Genomic DNA, 25,420 nt, shown 5'->3' on the forward strand with positions numbered 1-25,420 from the left:
CTTAAAGTAGAATAATCAAAAAGGCCCTATCCACTGGATAGGGTCATTGTTTGTCTTCTTTTTTAGTTTCTTGGTGGAAGATGTTTTGCCAAGTCTCATGGCGACGCCAGATACTGGTGTGGACGATGCCATCTAGCTCATAGCAAATGAGCTTGGTTTTCTGACTAATGGAAGTGATTTGAATGTCCTTAATCGCAGCACTAAGTTCTTTTTCGGCTTGATAAGCCTCTTTATCCATCTGCTCCCCATCTTGACGGATATAGAGAAAGTCCTCAGCAAGGAGTTCTTCTAGCTGATTTCCTTGGTCAATCAACTGCTCACGCATGAGCAGTTTTTTATAGACATTGTCCAAAATCTCGTCCTCAGGTATGGGAGCTGGCTCGATATGGACATCGGTATCAAAGACTCCAAAGCGCTCTTCCAGCATAGACTCGACTTGGTCTGCAATTTCGTGACTCTCATAGACTGATAGATCAGGATTCATCTCCAGGGTGATATCAAGGTAGATATTGCTACCGTAGGTCCGCCCTCTTTGGGACTTGACCTTACTAATCTTTGGAATCTCCATGATGGCCTTTTGGTAGTCCTCTAGCAGACGGTCATCAAAACCATCTGAAAGACTGAAGGAAGACTCGATAAAGATATCATAGGCTGTCTTTAAGATAAAGAAAGTGATGATGATAGCGACCAGTTTATCCACGATTGGATAATTAAAACTGCTGGCTAGGATGGCAATGGAAGTCCCAAGCGAGGTGACAGCATCGGAAAGATTGTCCTTGGCGGCAGCCTTAAGCGCCTTGGACTTAGATTTCTTACTGAGGCGAGTATTATAGAGATAAACTGCGAACATGACTGCCGCAGAGACGACTCCGAGAGTTGCACCTAGAGGGTCAATAACCGTCTGTTCCCGACTGAGAATTTTTTGAATGGTGTCACGAAGCACATCAAAACCAACATAGAACATGATGATGGAAGTAATCAAACTAGCCAAATCTTCAATCTTCCAGTGACCAAAGCGATGGTCACGGTCTGCAGGCTGGCGCGCCATCCGAATACCGATCAGAAGAGCAACATTTCCGATAATATCGGATACGTTGTTGAAACCATCCGCTACCAAACTGGAAGACTGTAGGAGGTGGCCAGTCGCTAATTTTGCCGCAGACAAGAGGAGGTAGGTCGAAATGCTGATAATGGCACCACGTTCCGCCAACTTGAGATTTGATATGGATTGATTCATCGGACTTCCTTTCTAGTCATATAGTATTCTTACATTATACTGGTTTTCAAAGGAAAATTCAAACGATATAGGCTTACAAGGTTGGAGGTAAGCTAGTTTTTTATAAGGAAATGTGGTAGAATTGAAGAGTAATATTTATTCGAAAGAGAGCTTGTAATGATAAATAAAAATATGGTCAGTAGGCTACTTAGCTTAAGTTTTTTATTTTTGCCATTTTTATTTTTTTATCTCTATATATCGATGAGAGGTTTTGAATATCCTGTAGTAGATGATATCATGGTGAATCAAACTATATTATCTGGTGATAATATGCTATTACCCTATGTAGGAATTTTATTATCTACAGGGTTGGTCTTTCTTCAAAAAATTTTTACTGATTGGAATATTTTTTTTATCTTTTTAGTCAGTATTTATTGTATTAGTTTTGGTGTCTATGCTATCTTTTTTTATAAGAAAAAACTGTATCTTTTGCTTCCAATTGTGTTTTTAGCCCAATTGATACTTATTAAATATTTTTCTTTTTCCGTTATCGCATATTTATCAGCTACAGCAGCAACTTTTTTACTATTTGACAAAAGGTACATTTCAGGACTATCACTATTGTTCATTGGTTTATCCATTCGACCTCAAATTATATCAAGCTTTATGTTACTGTTATTCCCTTTTCTGCTCTTTGAGTGGATATCTTCTAAAAAAAGAAAAGAAGTTGTTTTATTATTTAGCGTCATTTTACTGATTTTTGCTTCCAATAAACTATATACACTAGGGAAAGCTGACGTACAGGAGTATTTGACATGGAATGCCCTAAGTACGAATTTGAGAGATTATCCTGCTATTGATTATCAAATACATGCGAATGAATTTGAAGCTTTGGGAGTAAGTGAGAATGATTTGAATGTCTCCACCTACTGGTTATTTGCTGAAAAAAAAGCCTTAAGCAATACTCTTTTAACAAACATTCAATCTGTTCGTTCCCTCTCAGAGAAATACTCGTTTAATCTGCCTCAGATGATATCAGATTTTTTTAAGAATAGTATACTGACAACCTTCTCTTTAATATTGATTAGTTGGTTCTTGATTTTTAATCCTAAGAAGCTATACGGATGGTTTGTACCGATTTCCCCATTACTTTTAATTGGAGCTCTCTTTGTTAGACAGAGGGTAGTAGAGCGTGTGTATATTCCTCTAATAGTATGTTTCTTAGTAGTATTTATTTTCTATGCTCGATCATTTTATGAAAAAAGACGTTTATTTGATAAGAGGAAGGTGTTCCTTAGCTTACAAATAATGGGAATACTAGGAGGAGCAGTATGGATAAATCAGCTTGGACAAGAACTGTATTGGTTTCCCTATATTCAATCGTCAGTAGTCTCAGAGTACCAAAATCTTGTACAGAGGAATTCGGATAAACTTATTGTTTTTGGTGGATATGGCACTTTGGTTTCTTCACAGCCTACATTGTCAACTTTTAAATTAAGATCCAATCAGTTAGTGACAAATACAACTACATTAGGAAATTGGCAAACTTTTTCTCCTCATTATTATGAACAAATGAAACGATACGGAGTTGAAGAACCTGAAAATCTGTTGTCTTCTGCAATCAACAATCAGAATATTCTCTTCTTTTGGTCCACTTCCTCAGGGAATATGGATAGTGTTAAAAAAATTATGAAAGAACATTATCAGAAGGATGTTTACTTTGAGGAAGTTGAATCTGTCACTTCAGATATGAGCGTTTATCGTTTAAAATTAGGAACAGGAGGATAGTATGAAGAACCGAATTGGTTACATAGATATGTCTAAAGGGTTAGCGATTATATTAGTTATCATTGGACATAGTAGCTTCGTTCCAAATAATGCAAAGTTGCTTCTCTATTCATTCCACATACCGTTGTTCTTTTTCTTATCTGGTTTTACTTTGAATGTTAGAAAATACGAAACCTTCTCAGGCTATTGTTTAAATAAGGTAAAGAGTTTAGTTATTCCTTTTTTCTTGCTAAATAGTTTTGTTTTTCTGTTTCAACTTTTTGTTATGTACCCTGATCAGGTTCTGAGTTTTGATATTCTTCATTTTATAAAACAGTTACTGATTTCAGATCGTTTGCATATTTATTTTCAATTATGGTTTTTGAATGTGATGTTTTTGGCTCATGTTTTCAGTTACTTTATTTTAAAGAGAAGATGGAATTTGGGTCAGTGGCTGATAATAATCCTATCTCTCTTGGTTTTAGTCTATCTCGGACAGAAGGTATATGAGAGGGAGTATTATTTAATTTGGAATATTGATTTAGTTCCTGTTGCTCTGATTTTTATCTTGCTGGGAGTATGGACTAAGAATAATTTACATCAATTAGAAAAGTATTTTTCAATTTACTTTTTACCAATAGGACTTATTCTTACCAATTATAGTAGTAAACTAAACTATCGAGTGAGTGGCTATCAAATTGTTGATTTGTATTATCAGCAAATTGGGAATCATTTCTTATTTTATGTGGCAGCTATTTCAGGAATTTGGAGTGTTCTTATATTTTTTAAAACACTTCCAGAGAGTTCCATTTTGAAATCAATCGGACAAAAAACGTTGATTTATTATGGAGTACATTCGCCGATAGTTCTGGTTTTGGTAGAAAAATTAGTCAAAGAGTTGTCTACTAAATATACTGGAATTTTTGTTAATCAATATATAACGACAGTTTTTGTAGCCATATTGACAATTTTGGGCTGTGAATTGATAGTCAGGATGTTTAGAGGAACTAACTTTCCTTTTGGGATAAAAAGATTAGGAGAAAGAGATGAGTAGACACAAGCCAATTTTATATATAGTTGTTCCATGTTATAACGAAGAGCAAGTCTTACCACATACTAATCCAATGTTTGTTGAAAAAATTGAACAATTAATAAAGAAAGAAGAAATCCACCGCCATAGTAAAATTATGTACGTAAACGATGGTAGTAAAGATCGAACTTGGGAACTGATAGAAAGTTATGCTAAATCTATCCCTTCTGTGGTTGGTGTATCGCAAAGTCGTAACAGAGGTCATCAAAGTAGTGTACTTGCAGGTATGTATGAGGCCATTCAGTTTGCTGATATTGTCATTACCATTGATGCCGATGGACAAGATGATATCAATTGTATGGATAAAATGATTGAAGAATATAAAAGCGGTTCTGAAATTGTCTACGGTGTACGTGATAACCGTGATACGGACTCTGCTTTTAAACGAATTACAGCTGAAGGTTTTTATAAAGTTTTACGCCTATTTGGAGCAGAAGTCGTTTTTAATCATGCTGACTATCGATTGGTTTCTAAAAGATTCTTGAAGGAATTAGAAAAATTCACTGAAGTCAATCTTTTTCTTCGTGGTTTAATGCCTTTAGTTGGTTTTAAATATTCTTACGTTTCATATAAACGCCATGAACGAATTGCTGGTGAGAGCCATTATCCCTTATCTAAAATGCTTGGTTTGGCTATGGATGGTATTACTAGTTTATCAATCAAACCGATAAGGTTGATTACAAGTCTGGGAGTCCTGACCTCTCTCTTTAGTTTTTTATTGATTATTTGGGTTGTATGGAGTAAGTTTGCTGGTACAGTCGTGGCTGGATGGGCGAGCACCTATGCAATAGTTAGCCTACTTGGTGGAGTTCAATTGATTAGTTTGGGCGTAATTGGTGAGTATGTTGGAAAAATTTATATGGAAACAAAACGTCGTCCTAGGTATATTATCAGCGATCGTACTTTTGATTCAGAAAGTGTTTCATCAGATTTAAACCCTTGAAAACTTTTCAAATTTTGATATAATAGTACTACTCAAGGGAGTAGCTGGCAGAAACCTGTGATAGTGTCGTCATTCCGAATTGTATACTGAAAAGTATGTTTTCCGGCACTATCTTAAACAGCGAGACTTGTTATGATTAACAGGTCTCTTTTTGTTTGTCGTGAAAAGATAGGATAGAAAGAGAGTCTGTTTTGCACACAATGTCAAGGAGGAGACACATGTCAAAAGAACAAAAACGCCAAGCGTTTTATACTCAGAGTCCTGAAGAGGTCTTGAAGTCAGTTGAAGCAACTGAGCAAGGTCTTTCGTCAAGCGAAGCGCAGAAACGTCTAGCTGAATATGGACGCAATGAACTGGAAGAGGGTGAGAAAAAATCTCTCTTGGTTAAATTCATCGAACAGTTTAAGGATTTGATGATTATCATCCTAATTGCTGCGGCTATCTTGTCAGTCGTAACTTCTGGTGGGGAAGATATCGCAGATGCCATCATTATCCTAGCTGTGGTTATCATCAATGCTGCTTTTGGTGTTTACCAAGAAGGAAAAGCAGAAGAAGCTATCGAAGCCCTCAAGTCTATGTCTAGTCCAGCTGCTCGCGTTATTCGTGATGGACACATGGCAGAGATTGATTCCAAAGAATTGGTGCCAGGAGATATCGTTGCCCTTGAAGCAGGTGACGTAGTGCCAGCAGACCTACGATTGCTAGAAGCTAATTCTCTTAAAATCGAAGAAGCAGCTCTAACAGGTGAGTCTGTTCCAGTTGAAAAAGACTTGACAGTCGAGCTCGCTGCAGATGCTGGTATTGGTGACCGTGTCAATATGGCCTTCCAAAACTCAAATGTGACTTATGGTCGTGGTCTTGGTGTTGTTGTCAATACAGGTATGTATACTGAAGTTGGTCATATCGCTGGCATGCTCCAAGATGCGGATGAGACGGATACACCACTTAAACAAAACTTGAACAACCTTTCTAAGGTCTTGACCTATGCAATTTTGGTCATTGCCCTTGTTACTTTTGTAGTCGGAGTCTTCATTCAAGGTAAAAATCCACTTGGTGAGTTGATGACCTCTGTTGCGCTTGCTGTTGCAGCCATCCCAGAAGGACTTCCTGCTATCGTGACCATCGTTCTTGCCCTTGGTACTCAAGTTTTGGCAAAACGAAACTCTATCGTTCGTAAGTTGCCAGCAGTAGAAACACTTGGTTCAACTGAAATCATCGCTTCTGATAAGACTGGTACGCTTACTATGAACAAGATGACCGTCGAAAAAGTCTTCTATGATGCGGTCCTACATGATTCAGCTGATGATATTGAACTAGGTCTTGAAATGCCTCTTCTTCGATCAGTTGTTTTGGCTAATGATACTAAGATTGATGCAGAAGGAAACCTGATCGGGGATCCAACGGAAACAGCCTTCATCCAGTATGCCTTGGACAAGGGTTACGATGTTAAAGGGTTCTTAGAGAAATATCCTCGTGTAGCTGAATTGCCGTTTGACTCAGATCGTAAACTCATGTCAACGGTTCATCCATTACCAGATGGTAAATTCCTCGTAGCAGTCAAGGGAGCCCCTGACCAACTCTTGAAACGTTGTGTTGCTCGGGATAAAGCTGGAGATGTCGCTCCGATTGATAATCAAGTCAATGACATAATTCACACAAACAACTCTGAAATGGCTCACCAAGCCTTGCGTGTCCTTGCGGGTGCGTATAAGATTATCGATAGTATTCCAGAAAACTTGACTTCTGAAGAGCTTGAAAACAACTTGATCTTTACTGGATTGATTGGAATGATTGACCCTGAACGTGCCGAAGCTGCAGAAGCTGTTCGTGTGGCTAAGGAAGCTGGAATCCGTCCAATCATGATTACGGGTGACCATCAAGATACTGCAGAAGCTATTGCCAAACGTTTGGGAATTATTGATGCAAATGATACAGAAGGCCACGTTTTAACTGGTGCTGAGCTCAACGAACTGTCAGATGAAGACTTTGAAAAAGTAGTTGGTCAATACTCTGTTTATGCCCGTGTGTCTCCAGAACACAAGGTTCGTATCGTCAAGGCTTGGCAAAAACAAGGTAAGGTTGTTGCTATGACAGGTGACGGTGTTAATGATGCGCCAGCTCTGAAAACAGCCGATATCGGTATCGGTATGGGAATCACTGGTACAGAGGTTTCTAAGGGGGCTTCTGACATGATTCTTGCAGATGATAACTTTGCGACTATTATCGTCGCAGTTGAAGAAGGACGTAAGGTCTTCTCAAACATTCAAAAGACTATTCAGTACTTACTTTCTGCCAATACTGCTGAAGTATTAACTATCTTCTTATCAACCTTGTTTGGTTGGGACGTCTTGCAGCCAGTTCATCTTTTGTGGATCAACTTGGTAACCGATACCTTCCCAGCTATCGCTCTTGGTGTTGAACCTGCTGAGCCTGGTGTCATGAATCATAAACCACGTGGACGAAAGGCAAGCTTCTTCTCAGGTGGTGTTTTGAGTTCTATCATCTATCAAGGTGTACTCCAAGCAGCTATTGTTATGAGTGTTTATGGACTTGCAATTGCTTACCCAGTTCATGTGGGTGACAATCATGCCATTCATGCGGATGCCCTTACTATGGCCTTTGCAACCCTTGGTTTGATTCAACTATTCCATGCCTACAATGTCAAGTCTGTTTACCAATCCATCTTGACAGTTGGACCATTCAAGTCTAAGACCTTCAACTGGTCTATCTTGGTATCCTTCATTCTTCTGATGGCAACAATTGTCGTAGAACCGCTTGAAGGAATCTTCCACGTAACCAAACTAGACTTGTCACAATGGGCCATTGTTCTTGCTGGAAGCTTCTCAATGATACTTATCGTCGAAATCGTTAAGTTTGTTCAACGTAAACTTGGTCTTGATAAGAACGCGATTTAAAAAGAAAGTCATCTTCGGATGGCTTTTTTTGCATTTGAGGGAAAGGACTAGAAGTTGCCCCCTTTTGTGCTATAATAAAGTAAAGTTGTAAGGAGTGTAAGAGGATGGAAAAGAAAATTGTCCGAGATGTCTTATTCTTGTCGCAGGTCTCGAAACCTGCAAGTCAGGAAGACCTTTATCTGGCTAAGGATTTGCAGGATACTCTGCTAACTAATCGCGAGACCTGTGTTGGTCTGGCAGCCAATATGATTGGTGTGCAGAAGCGTGTCATTATCTTTAATCTTGGCTTGGTTCCCATGGTCATGTTTAATCCCATTCTCCTCTCCTATAAAGGACCTTACGAGACAGAGGAAGGTTGTTTGTCTTTGACTGGGGTGCGACCAACAACTCGTTATGAAACGATTACGGTTTCCTATCGCGATAGCAAGTGGCAGGAACAGACTATTACGCTAACAGGTTTTCCAGCTCAGATCTGCCAACATGAACTGGATCATTTGGAAGGACGGATTATTTAGGAGGAACTCAGATGAAACGCATACTTTTTGAACTTGTTTTTATCGCAACGACCTGGTATATCTTTTTACCACCCTTCAATCTGACTAGTTGGGAATTCATCTTCTTTCTCTGTGGGCATCTGGTGGTGACGGGGATTTTGTTTAGTTTCCTCAAGGATTCCAATATCATCAAAACAGTTCATGTACGTCATGGCAAGCCTGCCAACGAGCTCAATCTAGAAGGACTCCATTTTACCAAACTCAGTAGAGGATTGTTTCTGGCTGCAGGCCTTATCTTTGCCCTTGCTGGTCTGGTTAGCTTAGTGACATCAAGCTTTTTCCAAGCAAAAAACTATGCTAATGTGGTTTCTATCACAGAAAAAGACTTTAAAGATTTTCCTAAGAGTGATACCAGTAAGGTTCCGATCTTGGATCGGAGTACTGCAGAAAAAATTGGGGACCGTTATCTGGGCTCTCTGACGGATAAGGTATCCCAGTATGTAGCAGCAGACACCTATACCCAGCTGACGGTTGATGGCAAACCCTATCGAGTTACACCCTTGGAGTATGCAGATCCCATCAAATGGTTCAACAATCAAGCCAAGGGAATTGGTGAGTACATCAAGGTTGATATGGTGACGGGAAATGCCGAATTGGTAGATTTAAAAACACCGATGAAGTATTCGGACTCCGAGTATTTTAACCGTGACGTCAAACGTCATCTTCGAATCAAGTATCCGACTAAGATTTTTAAAACCCCATCCTTTGAGGTGGATGATGAAGGAAATCCTTTCTATGTAGCAACCGTTTATCAAAAGCAGTTTGGTTTAGGAGTACCTCGACCTTCATCTGTTATTATCTTGGACGCTACTAATGGAGAAACAAAGGAATACAGCTTGGATGAAGTGCCAGAATGGGTGGATCGTGTTTATCCAGCAGAAGAAACCATCGAACAAATCAACTACAACGGCAAGTATAAAGACGGTTTCTGGAATGCCTTGATTTCTAAGAAAAATGTTACCCAAACGACAGAGGGCTATAACTATCTTTCTATCGGAAATGACATTTATCTCTACACGGGTGTGACTTCAGCAAATGCTGACGAAAGTAATCTAGGATTTATCCTTGAAAACATGCGCACTGGAGAAATCACCAAGTACAATCTAGCTTCAGCAACCGAAGAATCAGCCCGTGCTTCTGCAGAAGGAGCCGTTCAGGAGAAGGCCTACAAGGCTACCTTCCCTGTCCTTGTCAATCTCAATGACAAGCCTCTTTATATCATGGGCTTAAAGGACAATGCAGGCTTGGTCAAGGAATATGCATTGGTCGATGCCGTGGAGTACCAAAATGTCATCGTAGCAACTACGGTAGATGAACTCCTCAGCAAGTATGCCAATAAAAACGACCTCGAGCTGGATAATGAAACGGTGGAAAATATCAAGGGAGTGGTTTCAGACCTTAAATCAGCTGTTATCAAGGGGGATACCGTCTACTTCTTTAAAGTTGATGGCAAGATTTATAAGGTCAAGGCTTCAGTGTCAGACGAGCTCCCTTACCTTGAAAATGGCCAATCCTTTGAAGGTCAAGTTGGAAAAGATAACTATCTTAAGACCTTTAAAGTCAAGTAAAAGAAACCTCGGTATGAACCGAGGTTTTTAAGATTAAATTCTTGGTCGTGGTTGAAAAATATGCTACACTAACAATATGAAAATTTTAATCCCAACAGCCAAAGAAATGAACACAAACCTTCCTCTTGTCGAAGCGCTCCCCTTGAGTGAAGAAAGTCAGGCAGTCCTTGACTCACTGGCGCACTACTCAGCTAGTGAATTAGAAAGTTTTTATAAGGTATCTGCCGAGAAAGCAGAAGAAGAGTACGCTCATATTCAAGCTCTAAAAAATCAGAGCGCTAAGAATTATCCAGCCCTGAAACTCTTCGATGGTCTCATGTATCGCCACATCAAACGAGATGGGTTAACCGAGGCTGAACAAACCTATCTTGAAAATCATGTCCTGATTACCTCGGCTTTATACGGTGTTGTCCCTGCCTTATCTCCCATGGCTCCTCACCGTTTGGACTTTCTGATGAAGTTAAAAGTAGCTGGTAAGACTTTAAAGACTCATTGGAAGTCAGCCTATGATGAGGCGCTAGAGGATGAGGATTTGATATTTTCACTCCTATCATCAGAGTTTGAAACCGTATTTTTTAAGGATATTAGAGAAAAGATGGTGACCTTCAAATTTATGGAGGGCAAGGATGGCCAGCTGAAAATCCACTCAACCATTTCAAAAAAAGCCCGTGGCGCCTTTTTGACCGCCTTGATAGAAGGGCAAGTTCAAACTGTCGAACAAGCTCGCAAGCTCAGTTTTGCAGGTTTTGATTACCGACCTGATTTATCAAGTGATTTAGAACTCGTCTTTGTGAAACAACCATAAAACCAGCTCATTCGAGCTGGTTTTTGCTAGATTAGTTGATGGCTGCAAGAAGGTCGTCAGCTTGTTTTTTAAGTGATGAAGCAGTTGCTTCTTCTAACACCAATTTTCCGTCTGCCCAAGCAGAGTCATTGACACGAGCAGCTGTAAAGTCACCAACGACTTGTGTGCGGATAAATGGCAAGAGGTCTTTATAAATCGCAAAGAGTTGTTCGTGACCGGCATTGGCTACAGATGAGACAGTAACAAACTTGTCTTGGAGGGCAGAAGCACCACGTGTATCAGACAAATCAATGGCACGAGAGAGCCAGTCAAGCAAGTTTTTCACTGTTCCAGGGATAGAGAAGTTGTAGACTGGAGAGAAGATCCAGATTGCATCCGCAGCAAGAACTGCTTCACGAGCAGCAGCTACAGCTGGATGAGTTGGAACTTCCAAATCTTGGCTGAAGAGGGGAACAGCTGAGTAATCAAGATAGCTAACTTCCGCTTTTTCGGCAAGTGCTTTCTCAGCTTCGAGGGCCATTTGGTGGTTGAAAGAACCTTGGCGAAGTGAACCGACGACAAATAATACTTTTTTAGACATGATATGTCTCCTTTAGTTTAAAATTCAAAGAGCGAACCCTTTTGTTACCATCTATGTTACAACAAATAATACTAATTAGCAATAATTTTGCTCACAAATCTTTAAATTTTTTTAAAATCCGGATCAAGTCTTCCTTTTCGCCATCTTCTAAGATACTAAGTGCTTCTACGATAGAATCGATATGGTCAGGAAGAACCTCTTCAATTTTTTTGCGTCCTGCAGGTGTTAATTTCAGGAAAAAGGATCGACGATCCTTGGGGTCACAAGTTCTAGAAATCCACCCATCTCGAACCATATTTCGAATGACAACAGTCATGTTTCCAGAAGTGGCCAGCATTTTTTCAATCAAATCCTGAATGCGCAGTTCCCCCTTGCTATAGAGGGTTTCCAAAACTGAAAATTGAGTGGGTGTTAGCCCGTGTTCTTTAGCAGCCTTAGCTTCATATGGTTTAAAAGTTCGTATGGCTTTATTGAGGACGATAGCCATTTTTAAGTCTAGTTGATTATCGGAAATTTTCTCTTTCAAATATTGTTTCATAAGGTTATTTTATCAATAATGAGAGAGAAAAACAAGAACTTACATTTTATAGGAAAAGAATCTTAGAATGTTCCTGTCTTCACTTGTAATAAAAGAGGAGAGATGGTAAAATAGACAAGTGAAACTAAGACAGAAAAAAGCAAAAAACAAACTACTTTTACAGTATGGAATCGGCATTGCTCTGGTAGTACTAGTCATGACCACTTCCTTCCTTTATCTGATATCACTCAGCATGAAACCCTATCAAGATGCTAGAGTTGAGGGAGAAAAACTAGCCAAGCAGTATGCAGAATTGGAAAAGGTAGATCAGGTTGATTTTTATAATGGACTAGAAGGTTATTACAGCGTTTTAGGACATAATAAAAAGCAAGAGGCCATTGCCGTACTGATTGAAAAGAATGACCACAAAATTTATGTTTATCAGCTTGATAAGGGGATTTCTCAAGACAAGGCAGCGACGATTTCGAGGGAAAAAGGAGCTAGCGACATTGACAAGATTACTTTTGGTCGTTATCAGGATAAGCCGATTTGGGAAGTTAAGTCAGTAAACCAGTACTATCTGGTTGACTTTGAAACAGGAGCAGTGGTCCAATAAGGAGGGCATATGAAACTATCCAAACGTGTACTAGAAATGGAAGAAAGCGTCACTCTAGCTAGTGATGCAAGAGCCAAAGCATTAAAAGCTCAAGGAAAGGATGTTCTTTTCTTAACCTTGGGACAGCCTGATTTTCATACTCCTGAAAACATTCAGGATGCAGCGATAGAAGCGATTCGAGATGGACGAGCTTCCTTTTATACAGTTGCTTCAGGTCTACCAGACTTAAAGGCAGCGGTTAATACCTATTTTGAACGCCACTATGGGTATTCTGTAGCAGCCAACGAGGTTACCTTTGCCACTGGTGCTAAGTTCTCTCTCTACACCTTCTTTATGGCTGTGGTCAATCCAGGTGATGAGGTCATCATTCCTACACCTTACTGGGTCAGCTATGGAGACCAGGTCAAGATGGCAGAAGGTGTGCCAGTCTTTGTCCAGGCCAAGGAAGACAACCACTTTAAAGTAACAGTAGAGCAGCTAGAAGCAGCCCGAACAGATAAGACCAAGGTCTTGGTTCTTAATTCACCATCGAATCCGACCGGTATGATCTACTCTCGTGAGGAACTCTTGGCTATCGGAAATTGGGCGGTTGAACATGATGTCCTTATCCTAGCAGATGATATTTATGGTCGTTTGGTTTATAACGGGAACGAATTTGTTCCAATCTCTAGTCTGTCAGAAGCCATTCGCAAGCAAACCATCGTGATTAACGGTGTATCTAAGGCTTATGCCATGACTGGTTGGCGGGTAGGTTATGCAGTAGGAAATCCTGAAATTATCGCTGCTATGAGCAAATTGACAGGACAAACGACTTCAAATCTGACAGCAGTGTCTCAATATGCTACCATTGAAGCCCTAACTGGACCACAAGACTCTGTCGAAACCATGCGCCAAGCATTTGAGGAACGTTTGAATACCATCTATCCTCTTTTGTGTGAAGTACCAGGATTTGAAGTAGTCAATCCCCAAGGAGCCTTCTATCTTTTCCCAAATGTTAAAAAAGCGATGGAGATGAAGGGATATACCGATGTGACGGAGTTTGCAACGGCTATTCTCGAAGAAGTCGGACTTGCCTTGATTACAGGAGCTGGATTTGGAGCACCAGAAAATGTTCGTCTCAGCTATGCCACAGACTTGGATACATTAAAAGAAGCTATTCGCCGTTTGCATCAATTTATGGAAAAATAAAACTCAAAATCTTCGCCTTTTTGGCGAAGATTTTTTGTAACGAAAATCTCGCGAATTTTCTCTAGTAGAACCTAGCTATCGCAGTTTATTTATGGTAAAATAGTGGGTAATGACGTCTTCGGACAAGTTAAACGAAAAAAGGAAGATAGATTATGACAAAACGTGTAACAATTATCGATGTAAAAGACTACGTTGGTCAAGAAGTGACCATCGGAGCCTGGGTTGCCAACAAATCAGGAAAAGGGAAAATTGCCTTCTTGCAATTGCGTGATGGAACAGCTTTCTTCCAAGGTGTAGCCTTTAAACCAAACTTTGTAGAAAAATTTGGTGAAGAAGTGGGACTTGAGAAGTTTGATGTCATCAAACGCTTGAGCCAAGAAACTTCTGTTTATGTGACAGGAATTGTCAAAGAAGACGAACGTTCTAAGTTTGGCTATGAGTTGGATATTACAGACATCGAAGTGATCGGTGAATCTCAAGACTACCCAATCACACCAAAAGAACACGGAACAGACTTCTTGATGGACAACCGTCACTTGTGGCTCCGCTCTCGTAAGCAAGTAGCTGTGATGCAAATCCGTAACGCTATCATTTATGCAACTTATGAGTTCTTTGATAAGAACGGCTTCATGAAGTTTGATAGCCCAATTCTTTCAGGAAATGCAGCAGAAGATTCAACAGAACTCTTTGAAACAGATTACTTCGGAACGCCAGCCTACTTGAGCCAATCAGGTCAGCTTTACCTAGAGGCAGGTGCTATGGCTCTTGGCCGTGTCTTTGACTTTGGTCCAGTATTCCGTGCTGAAAAATCAAAAACGCGCCGTCACTTGACTGAGTTCTGGATGATGGATGCGGAGTACTCATATCTGACTCATGATGAGTCACTTGACTTGCAAGAAGCTTATGTTAAAGCCCTTCTTCAAGGTGTTCTAGACCGTGCTCCTCAAGCCTTGGAAACCTTGGAACGTGATACAGAGCTCTTGAAACGCTACATTGCAGAGCCATTCAAACGTATCACTTACGATCAAGCTATTGACCTCTTGCAAGAGCATGAAAATGATGAAGATGCTGATTACGAGCATCTTGAGCATGGCGATGACTTTGGTTCACCACACGAAACATGGATTTCAAACCACTTTGGTGTGCCAACATTTGTCATGAACTACCCAGCAGCTATCAAGGCCTTCTACATGAAACCAGTCCCTGGAAATCCTGAGCGCGTGCTTTGTGCAGACTTGCTTGCACCAGAAGGCTATGGAGAAATCATCGGTGGTTCTATGCGTGAGGAAGACTACGATGCCCTTGTCGCTAAGATGGAAGAACTTGGTATGGATCGTACAGAGTATGAATTCTACCTTGACCTTCGTAAATACGGTACTGTACCACACGGTGGATTTGGGATCGGTATCGAGCGTATGGTAACTTTCGCAGCAGGTACAAAACACATCCGTGAAGCGATTCCATTCCCACGTATGTTGCACCGAATCAAACCATAAAAAGATTAAAACGCCATAATAGGCGTTTTTTCAAAGTAGAAGAAAGAAGAGGTGGAGATCATGTAAAGCACAGCTTAACAAGTGACAGACACAAGGATATATACACTTGTTAAAGGAGAAATGATGTTTAAACCAAATTATCGGAAGAATATCGGTCTCATGGCTGGGGTAGAATTTTTTGCCTTTTTGGGCATTACTAGCTTTTGGATTCTATTTCTCAGTCAAAATGGGATGTCACTTTGGCAGATTGGCTTATTGGAAAGTATTTTTCATGCCACCAGTGTCATTTGTGAAATTCCCTCTGGAATGTTAGCTGACCGCTATTCCTATAAAACCAATCTTTATCTCAGTCGGATTGCTGGGATCGCGTCGTCTATTCTTATGTTAGTAGGGCAAGGTAATTTTTGGATTTACGCACTCGCGATGGTGGTGAGTGCCTTGTCTTATAATTTTGATTCGGGGACGAGTGCAGCCATGGTTTATAATTCGGCCGTGGAGGCTGGATTAAAAGAGCGCTACTTGTCTATCTCAAGTTTTATGTCAGGAGTAGCAGAAGGAACTCGGTCTTTGGGGACTGTTTTAGCGGGATTTTTTGTCCATGGTCAATTGCACTTGACCTACTATATCATGATTGCCACTTCTATGATCGTTCTTTTCCTAACTTGGATGCTAAAAGAGCCTAGTGTTAAAGCGCAAAAATCTGAACGTTTAACGATGAAAAAGATTATGTTGACTGTCAAAGAGGAGTTGCAGAGAAATCCCAGTCTTTTTGGTTGGATGATTCTGTCCCAAATCATCGGAACACTGATGTGCATGTTTTATTTTTACTATCAAAATCAGTTGCCTGACTTAGAAGGATGGCAGATTTCGATGGTCATGCTGATTGGCAGTGTTTTGAATATCTGGGCAGTTTATCTAGCGAGTAAGGTTGGAAAGAAGTATGCAGCCTTAAAGCTCTTTCCCATTCTTGTACTCTTAACGGGAGTAACCTACTTACTTTCCTACGTTGGTACGCCACTGATTTATATTTTGATTTATTTGATTAGTAACGCCTTATATGCTCTCTTTCAACCGATTTTTGACAACGATTTACAAAAGCGACTCCCAAGTGAGGTACGTGCAACCATGCTCAGTGTCTACTCCATGATGTTCAGCCTGAGTATGATTGTTGTTTTTCCTCTGACGGGGTGGCTGATTGATGCTCTAGGTTTTGTAGAAGCCTTTATTTACTTAGGATTCTTTTTAGTAATAGTCGGCTTTTCACTATTCTTCATTTTGAAAGAGATGGCCAGAGCTTTAGAACTGAAAGAGAATGTTATTTCTAATCAATAGAGTTATTTTTCATTTTTATCTTTTTTCTCTTGCTATCTACTAGTATTTCTAGTATAATAGTTAATTGTGAGCAAACCTCACTTACCCCTTGCAAAGTCTTGGGGTCATTAGACCAAAAGGAGGAACATATCAATGGCTAAATACGAAATTCTTTATATCATTCGTCCAAACATTGAAGAAGAAGCGAAAAACGCTTTGGTAGCACGTTTTGACTCTATCTTGACTGACAACGGTGCAACTGTTGTTGAATCAAAATCATGGGAAAAACGTCGTCTTGCATACGAAATCCAAGATTTCCGTGAAGGACTTTACCACATCGTTAACGTTGAAGCAAACGATGACGCAGCTCTTAAAGAGTTTGACCGTCTTTCAAAAATCAACGCTGACATTCTTCGTCACATGATCGTCAAACTTGACGCGTAAGAAGGTAGATTATGATTAACAATGTTGTACTTGTAGGGCGTATGGTACGTGACGCCGAGTTGCGTTATACCCCATCAAATGTAGCAGTTGCGACTTTTACTCTTGCAGTAAACCGTACATTTAAGAGTCAAAATGGCGAACGTGAGGCTGATTTTATCAATGTCGTTATGTGGCGCCAACAGGCTGAAAATCTTGCTAACTGGGCTAAGAAAGGCTCTCTTATCGGGATCACAGGTCGTATCCAGACTCGTAGTTACGATAACCAGCAAGGACAACGTGTCTACGTAACAGAAGTCGTGGCTGAGAATTTCCAAATGTTGGAAAGCCGCGGAGTGCGTGAAGGACATACAGGTGGGGCTTATTCTGCACCAACTGCTGGTCAATCAGCACCTGCAAACCCAGTACCAGACTTTTCACGTTCTGAAAATCCATTTGGAGCAACAAATCCATTGGACATTTCAGATGATGATTTACCATTCTAATGGACAATTAATACTATAAAGGAGAAAAAACATGGCTCAACAACGTCGTGGCGGATTCAAACGCCGTAAAAAAGTTGATTACATCGCAGCAAACAAAATTGAATATGTTGATTACAAAGATACTGAGCTTCTTAGCCGTTTCGTTTCAGAACGTGGGAAAATCCTTCCTCGTCGTGTAACAGGAACTTCAGCTAAAAACCAACGTAAAGTAACAACAGCTATCAAACGCGCTCGCGTAATGGCTTTGATGCCTTTCGTAAACGAAGATTAAAAAAAAAGACCCGGGTGGGTCTTTTTTTCACGAGCTTTGAAATGAGGGAGCGAGTCGGGTCCGGGTGGACCTCTTTTTTATGAGCTCGGAAATAAGAAAGCGAGTCAAGACCCCGACGGGTCTTTTTTTCAGGTCCAGTGGCCTTTTTTTTCAGACTTTTCCAGGACTCTGTTAGAATGGAGTCCCTTTTGACCTAGTAAGATGCTTTTTTCTTACTAGGTTATTTCTTTTTATTTTTATTATCGTGCTATAATGGTAACAGGAAGCTTTAAAGGAGCAGCTTATGAAGACGACTTGTTCAATTAGAAAAATGCAAGAATCTGACATTAAAGATCTATCTCGAGGATTTATCAGCCAAGGTTGGCCAAGTAGAGAGGAGATTTTAACTCGATACTTCAAGGAGCAGGAAAGTGGAGAGAGGGAAGTGTTAATTGCTGATCTTACTAGTGCTGTAGCGGGCTACATTACTATTTTACCCGATGCTAAGCAGGGCCCCTTTGCTGGAATGGCTCCAGAACTTTCAGATTTCAATGTCTTTGAGCCCTTTCAAAATCAAGGCATTGGAAACCTCTTGATGGAAGAGGCAGAAAATCGAGTTAAACTTTTTTCAGACAAAGTGACGTTGGGTGTAGGTTTGCACTCAGGCTATGGACCTGCCCAGAGATTGTACATCAAACGAGGCTATATTCCAGATGGTTCAGGCGTTTGGTATCGAAATCAGTCGTTGGAAATGAATGCGGTTTGTGAAGATATCGGAGAATTGGTCTTATATCTGTCGAAAAGATTTGATTTAAGATAGATCTTATAAGGTTTAACTTTAAAATGACAAGAAGTCGTAAATCCCTTTTTCATTCGAAAAAGGGATTTTTTTGTTTGAAATTGTTTGATTTATTCCTCAAAGTGATAAAATATAATTGTTCGAAATATCAATACAAATATGAAAATACAACAAAACATATAAATAATAGTTTGTGTATGGTCTTATTTTTTGAAAAAAATCTGAAATATATTGAAGAATAGGCTATTTTTAGTTGTAAACGATATCATTGCAAAAAAGTTACAAAATGTTAAAATTAAATTAAATGAAATAATATAATTTGGAAAAAATTTGACATATAAATTAATTGACGGTAAAATAATTATGATAGTCAAATTAATTGAAATTGGAACTATTCGATATACAAATTAATATGATTTATCAAATTTTATTATAGTAGAAGGATAGCATAATGAAGAAATTGAAAGTGATGGTTGTTTTTGGAACACGACCAGAAGCGATTAAAATGGCCCCTTTAGTGTTGGAATTGCAAAAACATAGTGATAGTGTTGAGACGATAACAGTTGTGACAGCTCAGCATCGTCAAATGCTGGACCAAGTTCTTGAAACGTTTCGCATCGAGCCACATTATGACTTGGATATTATGGGGAAGAATCAATCTCTCTTAGATATTACTGGAAAAATTTTAGAAAAGTTTGATCCGGTTGTTAAGCAAGAACTTCCAGACATAATTCTTGTTCATGGAGATACAACAACAACTTTTGCAGCAAGTTTAGTTGCTTTCTATAATCAGGTACGTATCGGCCATGTTGAAGCTGGTCTAAGGACCTTTGATAAGTATTCTCCTTTCCCAGAAGAGATGAATCGTCAGATGACTGACTGCCTTGCGGATCTTTATTTTGCTCCAACTAGTGAGAGTAAAGAAAATCTCCTCAAGGAAAATCATCCTGAGTCTGCTATTGTCATTACGGGAAATACAGCCATTGATGCCTTGAAATTAACCGTTCAATCGGATTACTATCATGAAGTTCTAGATCAATTGGATCCAGATAAGAAACTTGTATTGGTAACCATGCATCGTCGTGAGAATCAAGGTCAACCAATGAGAAATGTCTTTGCAGCTTTACGTGAGATGGTCGATCTTCATCAGGAAATTGAAGTTGTTTATCCTGTTCACCTTAGCCCTGCTGTGCAAGAAGCAGCAAAAGTTATCTTAGCTGGTCACGATCGTATTCACTTGATTGAGCCTTTAGATGTACTTGATTTTCATAATTTAGCTTCAAGAAGTTATTTTATCATGACTGACTCTGGAGGTGTTCAGGAAGAGGCGCCTTCTCTCGGCAAACCTGTCCTTGTCCTTCGTGACACGACGGAACGTCCAGAAGGAGTAAGAGCAGGTACTTTGAAGTTAGTTGGTACGGATCCAGTACGTGTAAAAGAAGCGATGGCAGCACTCTTAACAGATGAAACTCTTTATAGACAAATGTCTCAGGCACCAAATCCTTATGGAGATGGAAATGCATCAGAAAGAATTGTACAAACTATTAAACATTATTTTGGTTTTGGTGAATCTGCATCAGAGTTTCAAGAAGGAGCTAGGACACAATGAAAAATTGGTATAAATTTAGAAACTGGTTTCTGACTTTGCTTGCTTGTGAGGTCATTCTTTTGGTGCTTTGTTTTTTGTATGCTCGAGCAATCATTTTAGAACAAATCTTGTTTTTAGCTTTAGCCTTGTTTGCAGTGTTGGTATTATCTGACCTTTTGCTTACTTGGACCCTTATCTTAGCATTTGGTTTTGGACTTATCGTTTTGGTTGCGGGTGTGGTTTATATACCAATCATTCAACTGATCTTCTTATTAATCAGTTTTCCTCTTTTAATTGGGATTCTACTTAAGGTTCGTTATTATTTCTTCAAGGTGGCCTCAAAGGTCCAAGAACAGGAAGACGAAGCTCGAGCAGATTACCAAGCTATGGTAACTGAACAAAGTGATATGACGGTACAGTCCTTATTGATTCATTGGGCACATGAAGATTTGTTCTTCCAGATTAAACCGAAAGAACATAACCAGATGCTCAGTCGTATTCAAGAGGTAATTGCTCAGGAATTGAGTTACAATGATAAGCTCTATTACGTTTCGGATGGTAATTTTCTCGTTCTATTGAGTAGTAACCAACATTCTTTGAAGGATCTTTATTTGAATGGTTTGCAGGAGAAACTAAGCAGTTTAGTTTTTCATGGAGAAGAAGGTAATCAAGAAATTCAGTTCCAAACAGGCTATTTGGTGATTAACCCTGATAATAAAGATAAATACCAAGACTACGCGGATGTTGCTAGTCATCTCAAACGTCAACTAGAGACAGATGTAATTGTAGAATATTAGGAGGGAAACATGACTTTAACCGAACTATTTTTTGGTATTGCTTTGGGACTCAGTCTCGCCTTTGGCATTTGTTTTATCATACTATTTATTGCATACAATATTCTTTACCATCGAGTGAACAAAAATTTTAAGGCGGTGAATCATGATTAGTCAAATGTTAATGATTTTTACCTTGCTTACAATTTGGATTTCTCTAGCATGGGGATTGGTAATTCTCTTTTCAGCTGTTCACTTTTGGTTTAAACATAGTGATTTTCGTGTAGACACTTCGCCGCTACCTTATTATCCTAAGGTAACGATTGTTGTTCCTGCTCATAATGAGGATGTGGTTATTGCCCAAACGGCAAAAGCTATCTTGGATATGAACTATCCTCACGACCGTGTGGAATTGCTCTTGTTTGCGGATAACTGTTCAGATAACACCTATGCAGAGTGTTTGTCTGTACAAGCCATGCCTGAATATGCAGAAAGAAATCTGACTATTATCGACCGTACTGGTACGGGAGGAAAAGCAGGTGTTCTAAACGATGCTTTGGAGATGGCAACAGGTGAATACATCTGTGTTTATGATGCAGATGCCATGCCTGAAAAAAATGCTCTTTATTTCCTTGTGAAAGAAGTGATGAAGGATCCAGAACGTCATGTTGCATCTTTCGGTCGCAACAAGACTCGAAATGCCAACCAAAATTTCTTGACTCGTTGTATCAACCAGGAAATCGTTGTTACTCAGCGCGTGCACCACGTTGGGATGTGGCATCTCTTTAAAATTGGGCGTATTCCAGGAACCAACTTTATCATTCAAACCGACTTTGTAAAGAGTATCGGTGGTTGGAAAAATGGTGCCTTAACCGAGGATACCGATATTTCCTTCAAAATTATGCAGAGTGGTAAATTGATTGCCCTTGCCTATAATTCAGAGGCTTTCCAACAAGAACCTGAGACCTTAAAGAGTTACTATATGCAACGGAAACGCTGGGCAAAAGGAAATTACGAAGTTGTTCTCTCAAACTTTAAGCATCTATTTGGCAGAGCAAACTGGCGCGTTAAGCTAGAAGTCTTTAACTATTCATGTGTTTTCTTTTGGTTTAACTTTGCCATTGTTCTTTCGGATTTGATTTTCCTAGCGAATGTGCTAGCGATCTGTCTTAATCTTTTCTTCCCAGATGTCAGGGTTCCATTTGCTTTTGATGCGGACAATATCTACATCGCCCAGCTCATGCTCTTTAACTGGATTCTCATGATTGGTCTCTATTTGATGCAAATTATGACAGCATTGGCAAGTCAATTTGGACAAGCTACTACAAAGCAAATCTGGTTGGCTTTGGCTGCCTATTTCACTTATGCACAGATGTTTATCGTTGTTTCCATTGATTCCATTTCTTCAATCGTTCTGGACAAGGTACTCCGACGAAAAGAAACCAAGTGGGTTAAAACCAAGCGATTTGCAGGATAGGAGGTTCTATGAAAACGAATAAATTAAAATATGTATGGTTTGTGCTCATCCTTTCTATCTTTTGTTTAGCATTGTTTTTAGCAAGAGGAAGGAGTAAAGTCGAGATGCGTAATCGTATTTACCGCCAATGGAGTGAACAGTTTCTTGTGACTAAGGGAAATCAGTCCTATGTCCGTACGACGAATAATTCTGAGGAGACAACAGTTCTATCAGAAGCTCAAAGTTACGGCATGCTCATAACAGTTTTAGCTGCCCAAAAAGGGCAAGCAAGTCAAGCAGATTTTGAGAGTCTTTATCGTTACTACCAAAATCATCGTATTGAGGGAACGCAGTTGATGTCTTGGAAGCAAGTGATCAAAAATGATAGCGAAACGGTCGAGAAACAAAATGCAACTGATGGAGATCTCTATATCGCTTATTCTTTAATTGAAGCTGCCAAGCAGTGGCCAGATAAAGCGCAGGAATACCAAGCGCAAGCTAAAAAAATCTTGGATGATGTCCTTAAGTACAATTACAACGAGGAAACTGGTGTTTTAACAGTTGGGAATTGGGCAAACAAGGATTCCGATTATTATTACTTGATGCGAACGTCTGATACTCTTCCTCACTATTTCCAATCTTTTTATGACCTGACTGGAAACAAACAGTGGTTGGATGTTAAGGATAAGATGCTTGGGCAACTGGAGCAAATCAGTTCTCATTCTGATACGGGTCTCTTGCCAGACTTTATATGGGCTGAGAAGTCTGGGGCACGTCTTGTTGATGCCAACACTATCGAATCTCAATACGATGGGGCGTACTCTTATAACGCTTGCCGTTTGCCTTATCACTTGTCACAGAGCCAGGATGAAAGAAGCCAAAAACTCGTTCAAAAGATGATGGATTTCTTTATGAAAGAGCAGCGCATTTATGCTGGTTATGACTTGAACGGAACGGCCCTCAATCAATACCAGGCGGGTAGTTTCTTGGCACCGATTACCTACGTGTCTGACAAGGGAGAAGGCTATCTGAAACTTCTTCAGCAAAATAAATACATTTTCACACAAGATTTACCTTTGGACAACTACTATGATGCAACGATGATTACCATGATTGCTCTAGAGATGTTCTAGGATGAAAAGAGAGGGCTAGTTTTTCTGGCTCTCTTTTTGATAGGATTTTCATCTTTTTTCAAAAAAGGAATTTCATCAGCTTTATGGTATAATGGAAGGAGTGATAAAAAAGAGGTAGAGAGATGGATGCAAAATTAAAATACAAGGCAAAGAAGATTAAAATCGTCTTTTTTGATATTGATGATACCTTGCGTACGTCAAAGACAGGTTTTATTCCAGCTACAATTCCCACTGTCTTTAAACAGTTGCGTGAAAAAGGAATTTTAACAGGAATCGCCTCTGGACGTGGTATTTTTGGTGTTGTTCCAGAGATTCGTGAGCTCAAACCGGACTTTTTTGTAACCCTAAATGGGGCCTATATAGAAGATAAAAAAGGTCAGGTCATTTATCAACATCAGATTGACAAGTCAGATGTTGAGGAGTATATCTCTTGGACGAAGGAAGAGGGAATTAAGTACGGCCTGGTTGGTAGTCATGACGCCAAACTCTCCACGCGAACAGAACTGATCAGTGAGGCTATTGATCCGATTTATCCAAACTTGAATGTGGATCCTGACTTTCATGAAAAAGCAGATATTTACCAGATGTGGAGCTTTGAAGATAAAGGGGATGACTTGCACTTGCCAGAGTCCTTATCGGATAAACTTCGCATGGTGCGTTGGCATGAACATTCATCTGATATCGTGCCGATTTCAGGCTCAAAAGCAACTGGTGTAGCCAAGGTGGTGGAACATCTAGGCTTGAAACCAGAGAATGTCATGGTCTTTGGGGATGGTCTCAATGACTTGGAACTCTTTGATTATGCTGGAATCAGTATTGCTATGGGAGTTTCCCACGAAAAGATCAAAGAAAAAGCAGATTATATTACAAAAACAGTAGAAGAAGATGGCATTTTTGATGCCTTAGAAGGATTTGGTATGGTAGAAAAAGAATTGCATTTCCCACAAGTAGAAATTGAAACAGTAGAAGGTCCTCTTGCGACCATTAAGACAAATCACGGAGACTTGCGTATCAAGCTTTTCCCTGAACATGCTCCTAAAACAGTGGCTAACTTTGTTGCTCTGTCAAAAGACGGTTACTATGATGGTGTGATTTTCCACCGAATTATCAAGGACTTTATGATCCAAGGTGGAGACCCAACTGGTACTGGTATGGGTGGTGAGTCAATCTACGGCGACTCTTTTGAAGATGAATTTTCAGAAGAACTCTACAATATCCGTGGTGCCCTTTCTATGGCCAATGCGGGTCCAAATACCAATGGTAGCCAGTTCTTTATCGTGCAAAACCAACATTTGCCATACTCTAAGAAAGAGATTGCGCGTGGTGGCTGGCCTGAACCTATCGCTGAGATTTATGCAGAACAAGGTGGGACTCCTCACCTTGACCGCCGCCATACTGTTTTCGGGCAGTTGGTAGACGCAGAATCTTTCGCAGTCTTGGATGCCATTGCAGCTGTTGAGACTGGTGCAATGGACAAGCCAGTTGAAGATGTAGTAATTGAAACGATTGAAATTGAGGACTAGAATGAAAATTGGTGATAAGCTAACTGGGCGTATTACAGGAATTCAGCCCTATGGTGCCTTTGTCGAGTTAGAGACAGGGGTGACAGGGCTGATTCACATCTCGGAGATTCGGACGGGATTTATTGAAAATATCTATGACATTTTAAAAATTGGTGATGAAGTCCAAGTTCAGGTGGTGGATTTTGATGAATACACTGGGAAGGCTAGTCTTTCCATACGTACCTTGGAAGAGGAAAAACATCAATTGCCAAGACGGAGACGTTTTTCAAATGATCGAATCAAGCATGGTTTTGCTCCTCTTGCCCGAATGATGCCTGTTTGGACGCGTGAGGCATTAGAGCATTTAAAGAAGAAGCCATAAATACGATTATCTAAACCATTTGTAATATTAACATAATTTGTTATA

The 25,420-nt window shown here is 39.8% G+C and carries 24 protein-coding genes; 21 read left to right on the forward strand and 3 right to left on the reverse strand.

The window, feature by feature from the left end:
* Positions 1–43 precede the first annotated feature (43 nt).
* Positions 44–1,237 carry a CDF family manganese efflux transporter MntE gene (gene mntE, locus MK385_RS00820; protein WP_268725002.1) on the reverse strand — a complete coding sequence of 398 codons (1,194 nt, stop codon included), beginning with the start codon at positions 1,235–1,237 and terminating at the stop codon, positions 44–46.
* 156 nt (positions 1,238–1,393) lie between these two features.
* Between mntE and MK385_RS00825 the strand changes: the two genes are divergently transcribed.
* From MK385_RS00825 to yaaA, 7 genes are all read left to right on the forward strand, one after another.
* Positions 1,394–3,004 carry a hypothetical protein gene (locus MK385_RS00825; RefSeq protein WP_268725003.1) on the forward strand — a complete coding sequence of 537 codons (1,611 nt, stop codon included), beginning with the start codon at positions 1,394–1,396 and terminating at the stop codon, positions 3,002–3,004.
* Between the two features lies 1 nt (position 3,005).
* A complete protein-coding gene (locus tag MK385_RS00830) occupies positions 3,006–4,037 on the forward strand; it encodes an acyltransferase family protein (RefSeq protein ID WP_049485195.1) in 1,032 nt (343 codons plus the stop codon).
* Positions 4,030–5,016, forward strand: a complete 987-nt coding sequence (locus tag MK385_RS00835; protein ID WP_129313295.1) for a glycosyltransferase family 2 protein — start codon at positions 4,030–4,032, stop codon at positions 5,014–5,016. The genes MK385_RS00830 and MK385_RS00835 overlap by 8 nt, the downstream gene beginning before the upstream one ends.
* A 218-nt stretch (positions 5,017–5,234) precedes the next feature.
* Complete coding sequence (locus MK385_RS00840; RefSeq protein WP_268725004.1) at positions 5,235–7,931, forward strand: cation-translocating P-type ATPase; 2,697 nt, start codon at positions 5,235–5,237, stop codon at positions 7,929–7,931.
* Between the two features lie 104 nt (positions 7,932–8,035).
* Complete coding sequence (locus tag MK385_RS00845) at positions 8,036–8,446, forward strand: peptide deformylase (RefSeq protein WP_268725005.1); 411 nt, start codon at positions 8,036–8,038, stop codon at positions 8,444–8,446.
* A gap of 11 nt (positions 8,447–8,457) precedes the next feature.
* Entirely contained in the window at positions 8,458–10,053 is a 1,596-nt protein-coding gene (locus MK385_RS00850; RefSeq protein ID WP_268725006.1) for a hypothetical protein, read from the forward strand.
* Between the two features lie 76 nt (positions 10,054–10,129).
* On the forward strand, positions 10,130–10,858 hold the full coding sequence (gene yaaA, locus MK385_RS00855; protein WP_268725007.1) for a peroxide stress protein YaaA: 729 nt from the start codon (positions 10,130–10,132) through the stop codon (positions 10,856–10,858).
* 31 nt (positions 10,859–10,889) lie between these two features.
* Here yaaA and MK385_RS00860 read toward each other — a convergent pair whose 3' ends face one another.
* Both MK385_RS00860 and MK385_RS00865 read right to left on the reverse strand, forming a co-directional pair.
* On the reverse strand, positions 10,890–11,438 hold the full coding sequence (locus MK385_RS00860) for an NADPH-dependent FMN reductase (RefSeq protein WP_268725008.1): 549 nt from the start codon (positions 11,436–11,438) through the stop codon (positions 10,890–10,892).
* Between the two features lie 91 nt (positions 11,439–11,529).
* Positions 11,530–11,976: a MarR family winged helix-turn-helix transcriptional regulator gene (locus tag MK385_RS00865; protein ID WP_268725009.1), complete on the reverse strand. Its 447-nt coding sequence runs from the start codon at positions 11,974–11,976 to the stop codon at positions 11,530–11,532.
* 118 nt (positions 11,977–12,094) lie between these two features.
* Between MK385_RS00865 and MK385_RS00870 the strand changes: the two genes are divergently transcribed.
* From MK385_RS00870 to MK385_RS00935, 14 genes are all read left to right on the forward strand, one after another.
* Complete coding sequence (locus tag MK385_RS00870; RefSeq protein WP_268725010.1) at positions 12,095–12,571, forward strand: cell wall elongation regulator TseB-like domain-containing protein; 477 nt, start codon at positions 12,095–12,097, stop codon at positions 12,569–12,571.
* A gap of 9 nt (positions 12,572–12,580) precedes the next feature.
* On the forward strand, positions 12,581–13,759 hold the full coding sequence (locus MK385_RS00875; RefSeq protein ID WP_268725011.1) for a pyridoxal phosphate-dependent aminotransferase: 1,179 nt from the start codon (positions 12,581–12,583) through the stop codon (positions 13,757–13,759).
* 152 nt (positions 13,760–13,911) lie between these two features.
* A complete protein-coding gene (gene asnS, locus MK385_RS00880) occupies positions 13,912–15,255 on the forward strand; it encodes an asparagine--tRNA ligase (protein WP_049477461.1) in 1,344 nt (447 codons plus the stop codon).
* A 123-nt stretch (positions 15,256–15,378) separates the two neighbouring features.
* Positions 15,379–16,587 carry an MFS transporter gene (locus tag MK385_RS00885; protein ID WP_268725095.1) on the forward strand — a complete coding sequence of 403 codons (1,209 nt, stop codon included), beginning with the start codon at positions 15,379–15,381 and terminating at the stop codon, positions 16,585–16,587.
* Between the two features lie 132 nt (positions 16,588–16,719).
* Positions 16,720–17,010: a 30S ribosomal protein S6 gene (gene rpsF / locus MK385_RS00890; RefSeq protein WP_001151782.1), complete on the forward strand. Its 291-nt coding sequence runs from the start codon at positions 16,720–16,722 to the stop codon at positions 17,008–17,010.
* Positions 17,011–17,021: 11 nt separating this feature from the next.
* Positions 17,022–17,492 carry a single-stranded DNA-binding protein SsbA gene (gene ssbA / locus MK385_RS00895; protein WP_125391331.1) on the forward strand — a complete coding sequence of 157 codons (471 nt, stop codon included), beginning with the start codon at positions 17,022–17,024 and terminating at the stop codon, positions 17,490–17,492.
* Positions 17,493–17,523: 31 nt separating this feature from the next.
* On the forward strand, positions 17,524–17,763 hold the full coding sequence (gene rpsR / locus MK385_RS00900) for a 30S ribosomal protein S18 (RefSeq protein ID WP_000068664.1): 240 nt from the start codon (positions 17,524–17,526) through the stop codon (positions 17,761–17,763).
* 283 nt (positions 17,764–18,046) lie between these two features.
* The gene (locus tag MK385_RS00905) at positions 18,047–18,562 is read left to right on the forward strand and encodes a GNAT family N-acetyltransferase (protein ID WP_268725012.1); all 516 of its coding nucleotides are present in this window, start codon (positions 18,047–18,049) and stop codon (positions 18,560–18,562) included.
* A 430-nt stretch (positions 18,563–18,992) separates the two neighbouring features.
* Positions 18,993–20,150 (forward strand): non-hydrolyzing UDP-N-acetylglucosamine 2-epimerase, encoded by a 1,158-nt coding sequence (gene wecB / locus MK385_RS00910; protein WP_268725013.1) that lies wholly within the window; start codon positions 18,993–18,995, stop codon positions 20,148–20,150.
* Positions 20,147–20,926 (forward strand): hypothetical protein, encoded by a 780-nt coding sequence (locus tag MK385_RS00915; protein WP_268725014.1) that lies wholly within the window; start codon positions 20,147–20,149, stop codon positions 20,924–20,926. Before wecB ends, MK385_RS00915 begins: the two co-directional genes overlap by 4 nt.
* A 142-nt stretch (positions 20,927–21,068) precedes the next feature.
* Positions 21,069–22,379 carry a glycosyltransferase family 2 protein gene (locus MK385_RS00920; protein WP_042769130.1) on the forward strand — a complete coding sequence of 437 codons (1,311 nt, stop codon included), beginning with the start codon at positions 21,069–21,071 and terminating at the stop codon, positions 22,377–22,379.
* Positions 22,380–22,387: 8 nt separating this feature from the next.
* The gene (locus MK385_RS00925) at positions 22,388–23,491 is read left to right on the forward strand and encodes a glycosyl hydrolase family 8 (RefSeq protein ID WP_268725015.1); all 1,104 of its coding nucleotides are present in this window, start codon (positions 22,388–22,390) and stop codon (positions 23,489–23,491) included.
* A gap of 122 nt (positions 23,492–23,613) precedes the next feature.
* On the forward strand, positions 23,614–25,014 hold the full coding sequence (locus tag MK385_RS00930) for a bifunctional Cof-type HAD-IIB family hydrolase/peptidylprolyl isomerase (protein WP_268725016.1): 1,401 nt from the start codon (positions 23,614–23,616) through the stop codon (positions 25,012–25,014).
* 1 nt (position 25,015) lies between these two features.
* Complete coding sequence (locus MK385_RS00935; RefSeq protein ID WP_000689618.1) at positions 25,016–25,375, forward strand: S1 RNA-binding domain-containing protein; 360 nt, start codon at positions 25,016–25,018, stop codon at positions 25,373–25,375.
* Positions 25,376–25,420: the final 45 nt, after the last annotated feature.

This window comes from Streptococcus oralis (assembly GCF_026782125.1).
Classification (GTDB): domain Bacteria; phylum Bacillota; class Bacilli; order Lactobacillales; family Streptococcaceae; genus Streptococcus; species Streptococcus oralis_CE.

What these genes read in the sequence shown, in the direction of transcription:
- mntE (WP_268725002.1), bottom strand. Translation starts at nt 1,237, where the DNA reads ATGAATCAATCCATATCAAATCTCAAGTTGGCGGAACGTGGTGCCATT.
- MK385_RS00825 (WP_268725003.1), top strand. Translation starts at nt 1,394, where the DNA reads ATGATAAATAAAAATATGGTCAGTAGGCTACTTAGCTTAAGTTTTTTA.
- MK385_RS00830 (WP_049485195.1), top strand. Translation starts at nt 3,006, where the DNA reads ATGAAGAACCGAATTGGTTACATAGATATGTCTAAAGGGTTAGCGATT.
- MK385_RS00835 (WP_129313295.1), top strand. Translation starts at nt 4,030, where the DNA reads ATGAGTAGACACAAGCCAATTTTATATATAGTTGTTCCATGTTATAAC.
- MK385_RS00840 (WP_268725004.1), top strand. Translation starts at nt 5,235, where the DNA reads ATGTCAAAAGAACAAAAACGCCAAGCGTTTTATACTCAGAGTCCTGAA.
- MK385_RS00845 (WP_268725005.1), top strand. Translation starts at nt 8,036, where the DNA reads ATGGAAAAGAAAATTGTCCGAGATGTCTTATTCTTGTCGCAGGTCTCG.
- MK385_RS00850 (WP_268725006.1), top strand. Translation starts at nt 8,458, where the DNA reads ATGAAACGCATACTTTTTGAACTTGTTTTTATCGCAACGACCTGGTAT.
- yaaA (WP_268725007.1), top strand. Translation starts at nt 10,130, where the DNA reads ATGAAAATTTTAATCCCAACAGCCAAAGAAATGAACACAAACCTTCCT.
- MK385_RS00860 (WP_268725008.1), bottom strand. Translation starts at nt 11,438, where the DNA reads ATGTCTAAAAAAGTATTATTTGTCGTCGGTTCACTTCGCCAAGGTTCT.
- MK385_RS00865 (WP_268725009.1), bottom strand. Translation starts at nt 11,976, where the DNA reads ATGAAACAATATTTGAAAGAGAAAATTTCCGATAATCAACTAGACTTA.
- MK385_RS00875 (WP_268725011.1), top strand. Translation starts at nt 12,581, where the DNA reads ATGAAACTATCCAAACGTGTACTAGAAATGGAAGAAAGCGTCACTCTA.
- asnS (WP_049477461.1), top strand. Translation starts at nt 13,912, where the DNA reads ATGACAAAACGTGTAACAATTATCGATGTAAAAGACTACGTTGGTCAA.
- MK385_RS00885 (WP_268725095.1), top strand. Translation starts at nt 15,379, where the DNA reads ATGTTTAAACCAAATTATCGGAAGAATATCGGTCTCATGGCTGGGGTA.
- rpsF (WP_001151782.1), top strand. Translation starts at nt 16,720, where the DNA reads ATGGCTAAATACGAAATTCTTTATATCATTCGTCCAAACATTGAAGAA.
- ssbA (WP_125391331.1), top strand. Translation starts at nt 17,022, where the DNA reads ATGATTAACAATGTTGTACTTGTAGGGCGTATGGTACGTGACGCCGAG.
- rpsR (WP_000068664.1), top strand. Translation starts at nt 17,524, where the DNA reads ATGGCTCAACAACGTCGTGGCGGATTCAAACGCCGTAAAAAAGTTGAT.
- MK385_RS00905 (WP_268725012.1), top strand. Translation starts at nt 18,047, where the DNA reads ATGAAGACGACTTGTTCAATTAGAAAAATGCAAGAATCTGACATTAAA.
- wecB (WP_268725013.1), top strand. Translation starts at nt 18,993, where the DNA reads ATGAAGAAATTGAAAGTGATGGTTGTTTTTGGAACACGACCAGAAGCG.
- MK385_RS00915 (WP_268725014.1), top strand. Translation starts at nt 20,147, where the DNA reads ATGAAAAATTGGTATAAATTTAGAAACTGGTTTCTGACTTTGCTTGCT.
- MK385_RS00920 (WP_042769130.1), top strand. Translation starts at nt 21,069, where the DNA reads ATGATTAGTCAAATGTTAATGATTTTTACCTTGCTTACAATTTGGATT.
- MK385_RS00925 (WP_268725015.1), top strand. Translation starts at nt 22,388, where the DNA reads ATGAAAACGAATAAATTAAAATATGTATGGTTTGTGCTCATCCTTTCT.
- MK385_RS00930 (WP_268725016.1), top strand. Translation starts at nt 23,614, where the DNA reads ATGGATGCAAAATTAAAATACAAGGCAAAGAAGATTAAAATCGTCTTT.
- MK385_RS00935 (WP_000689618.1), top strand. Translation starts at nt 25,016, where the DNA reads ATGAAAATTGGTGATAAGCTAACTGGGCGTATTACAGGAATTCAGCCC.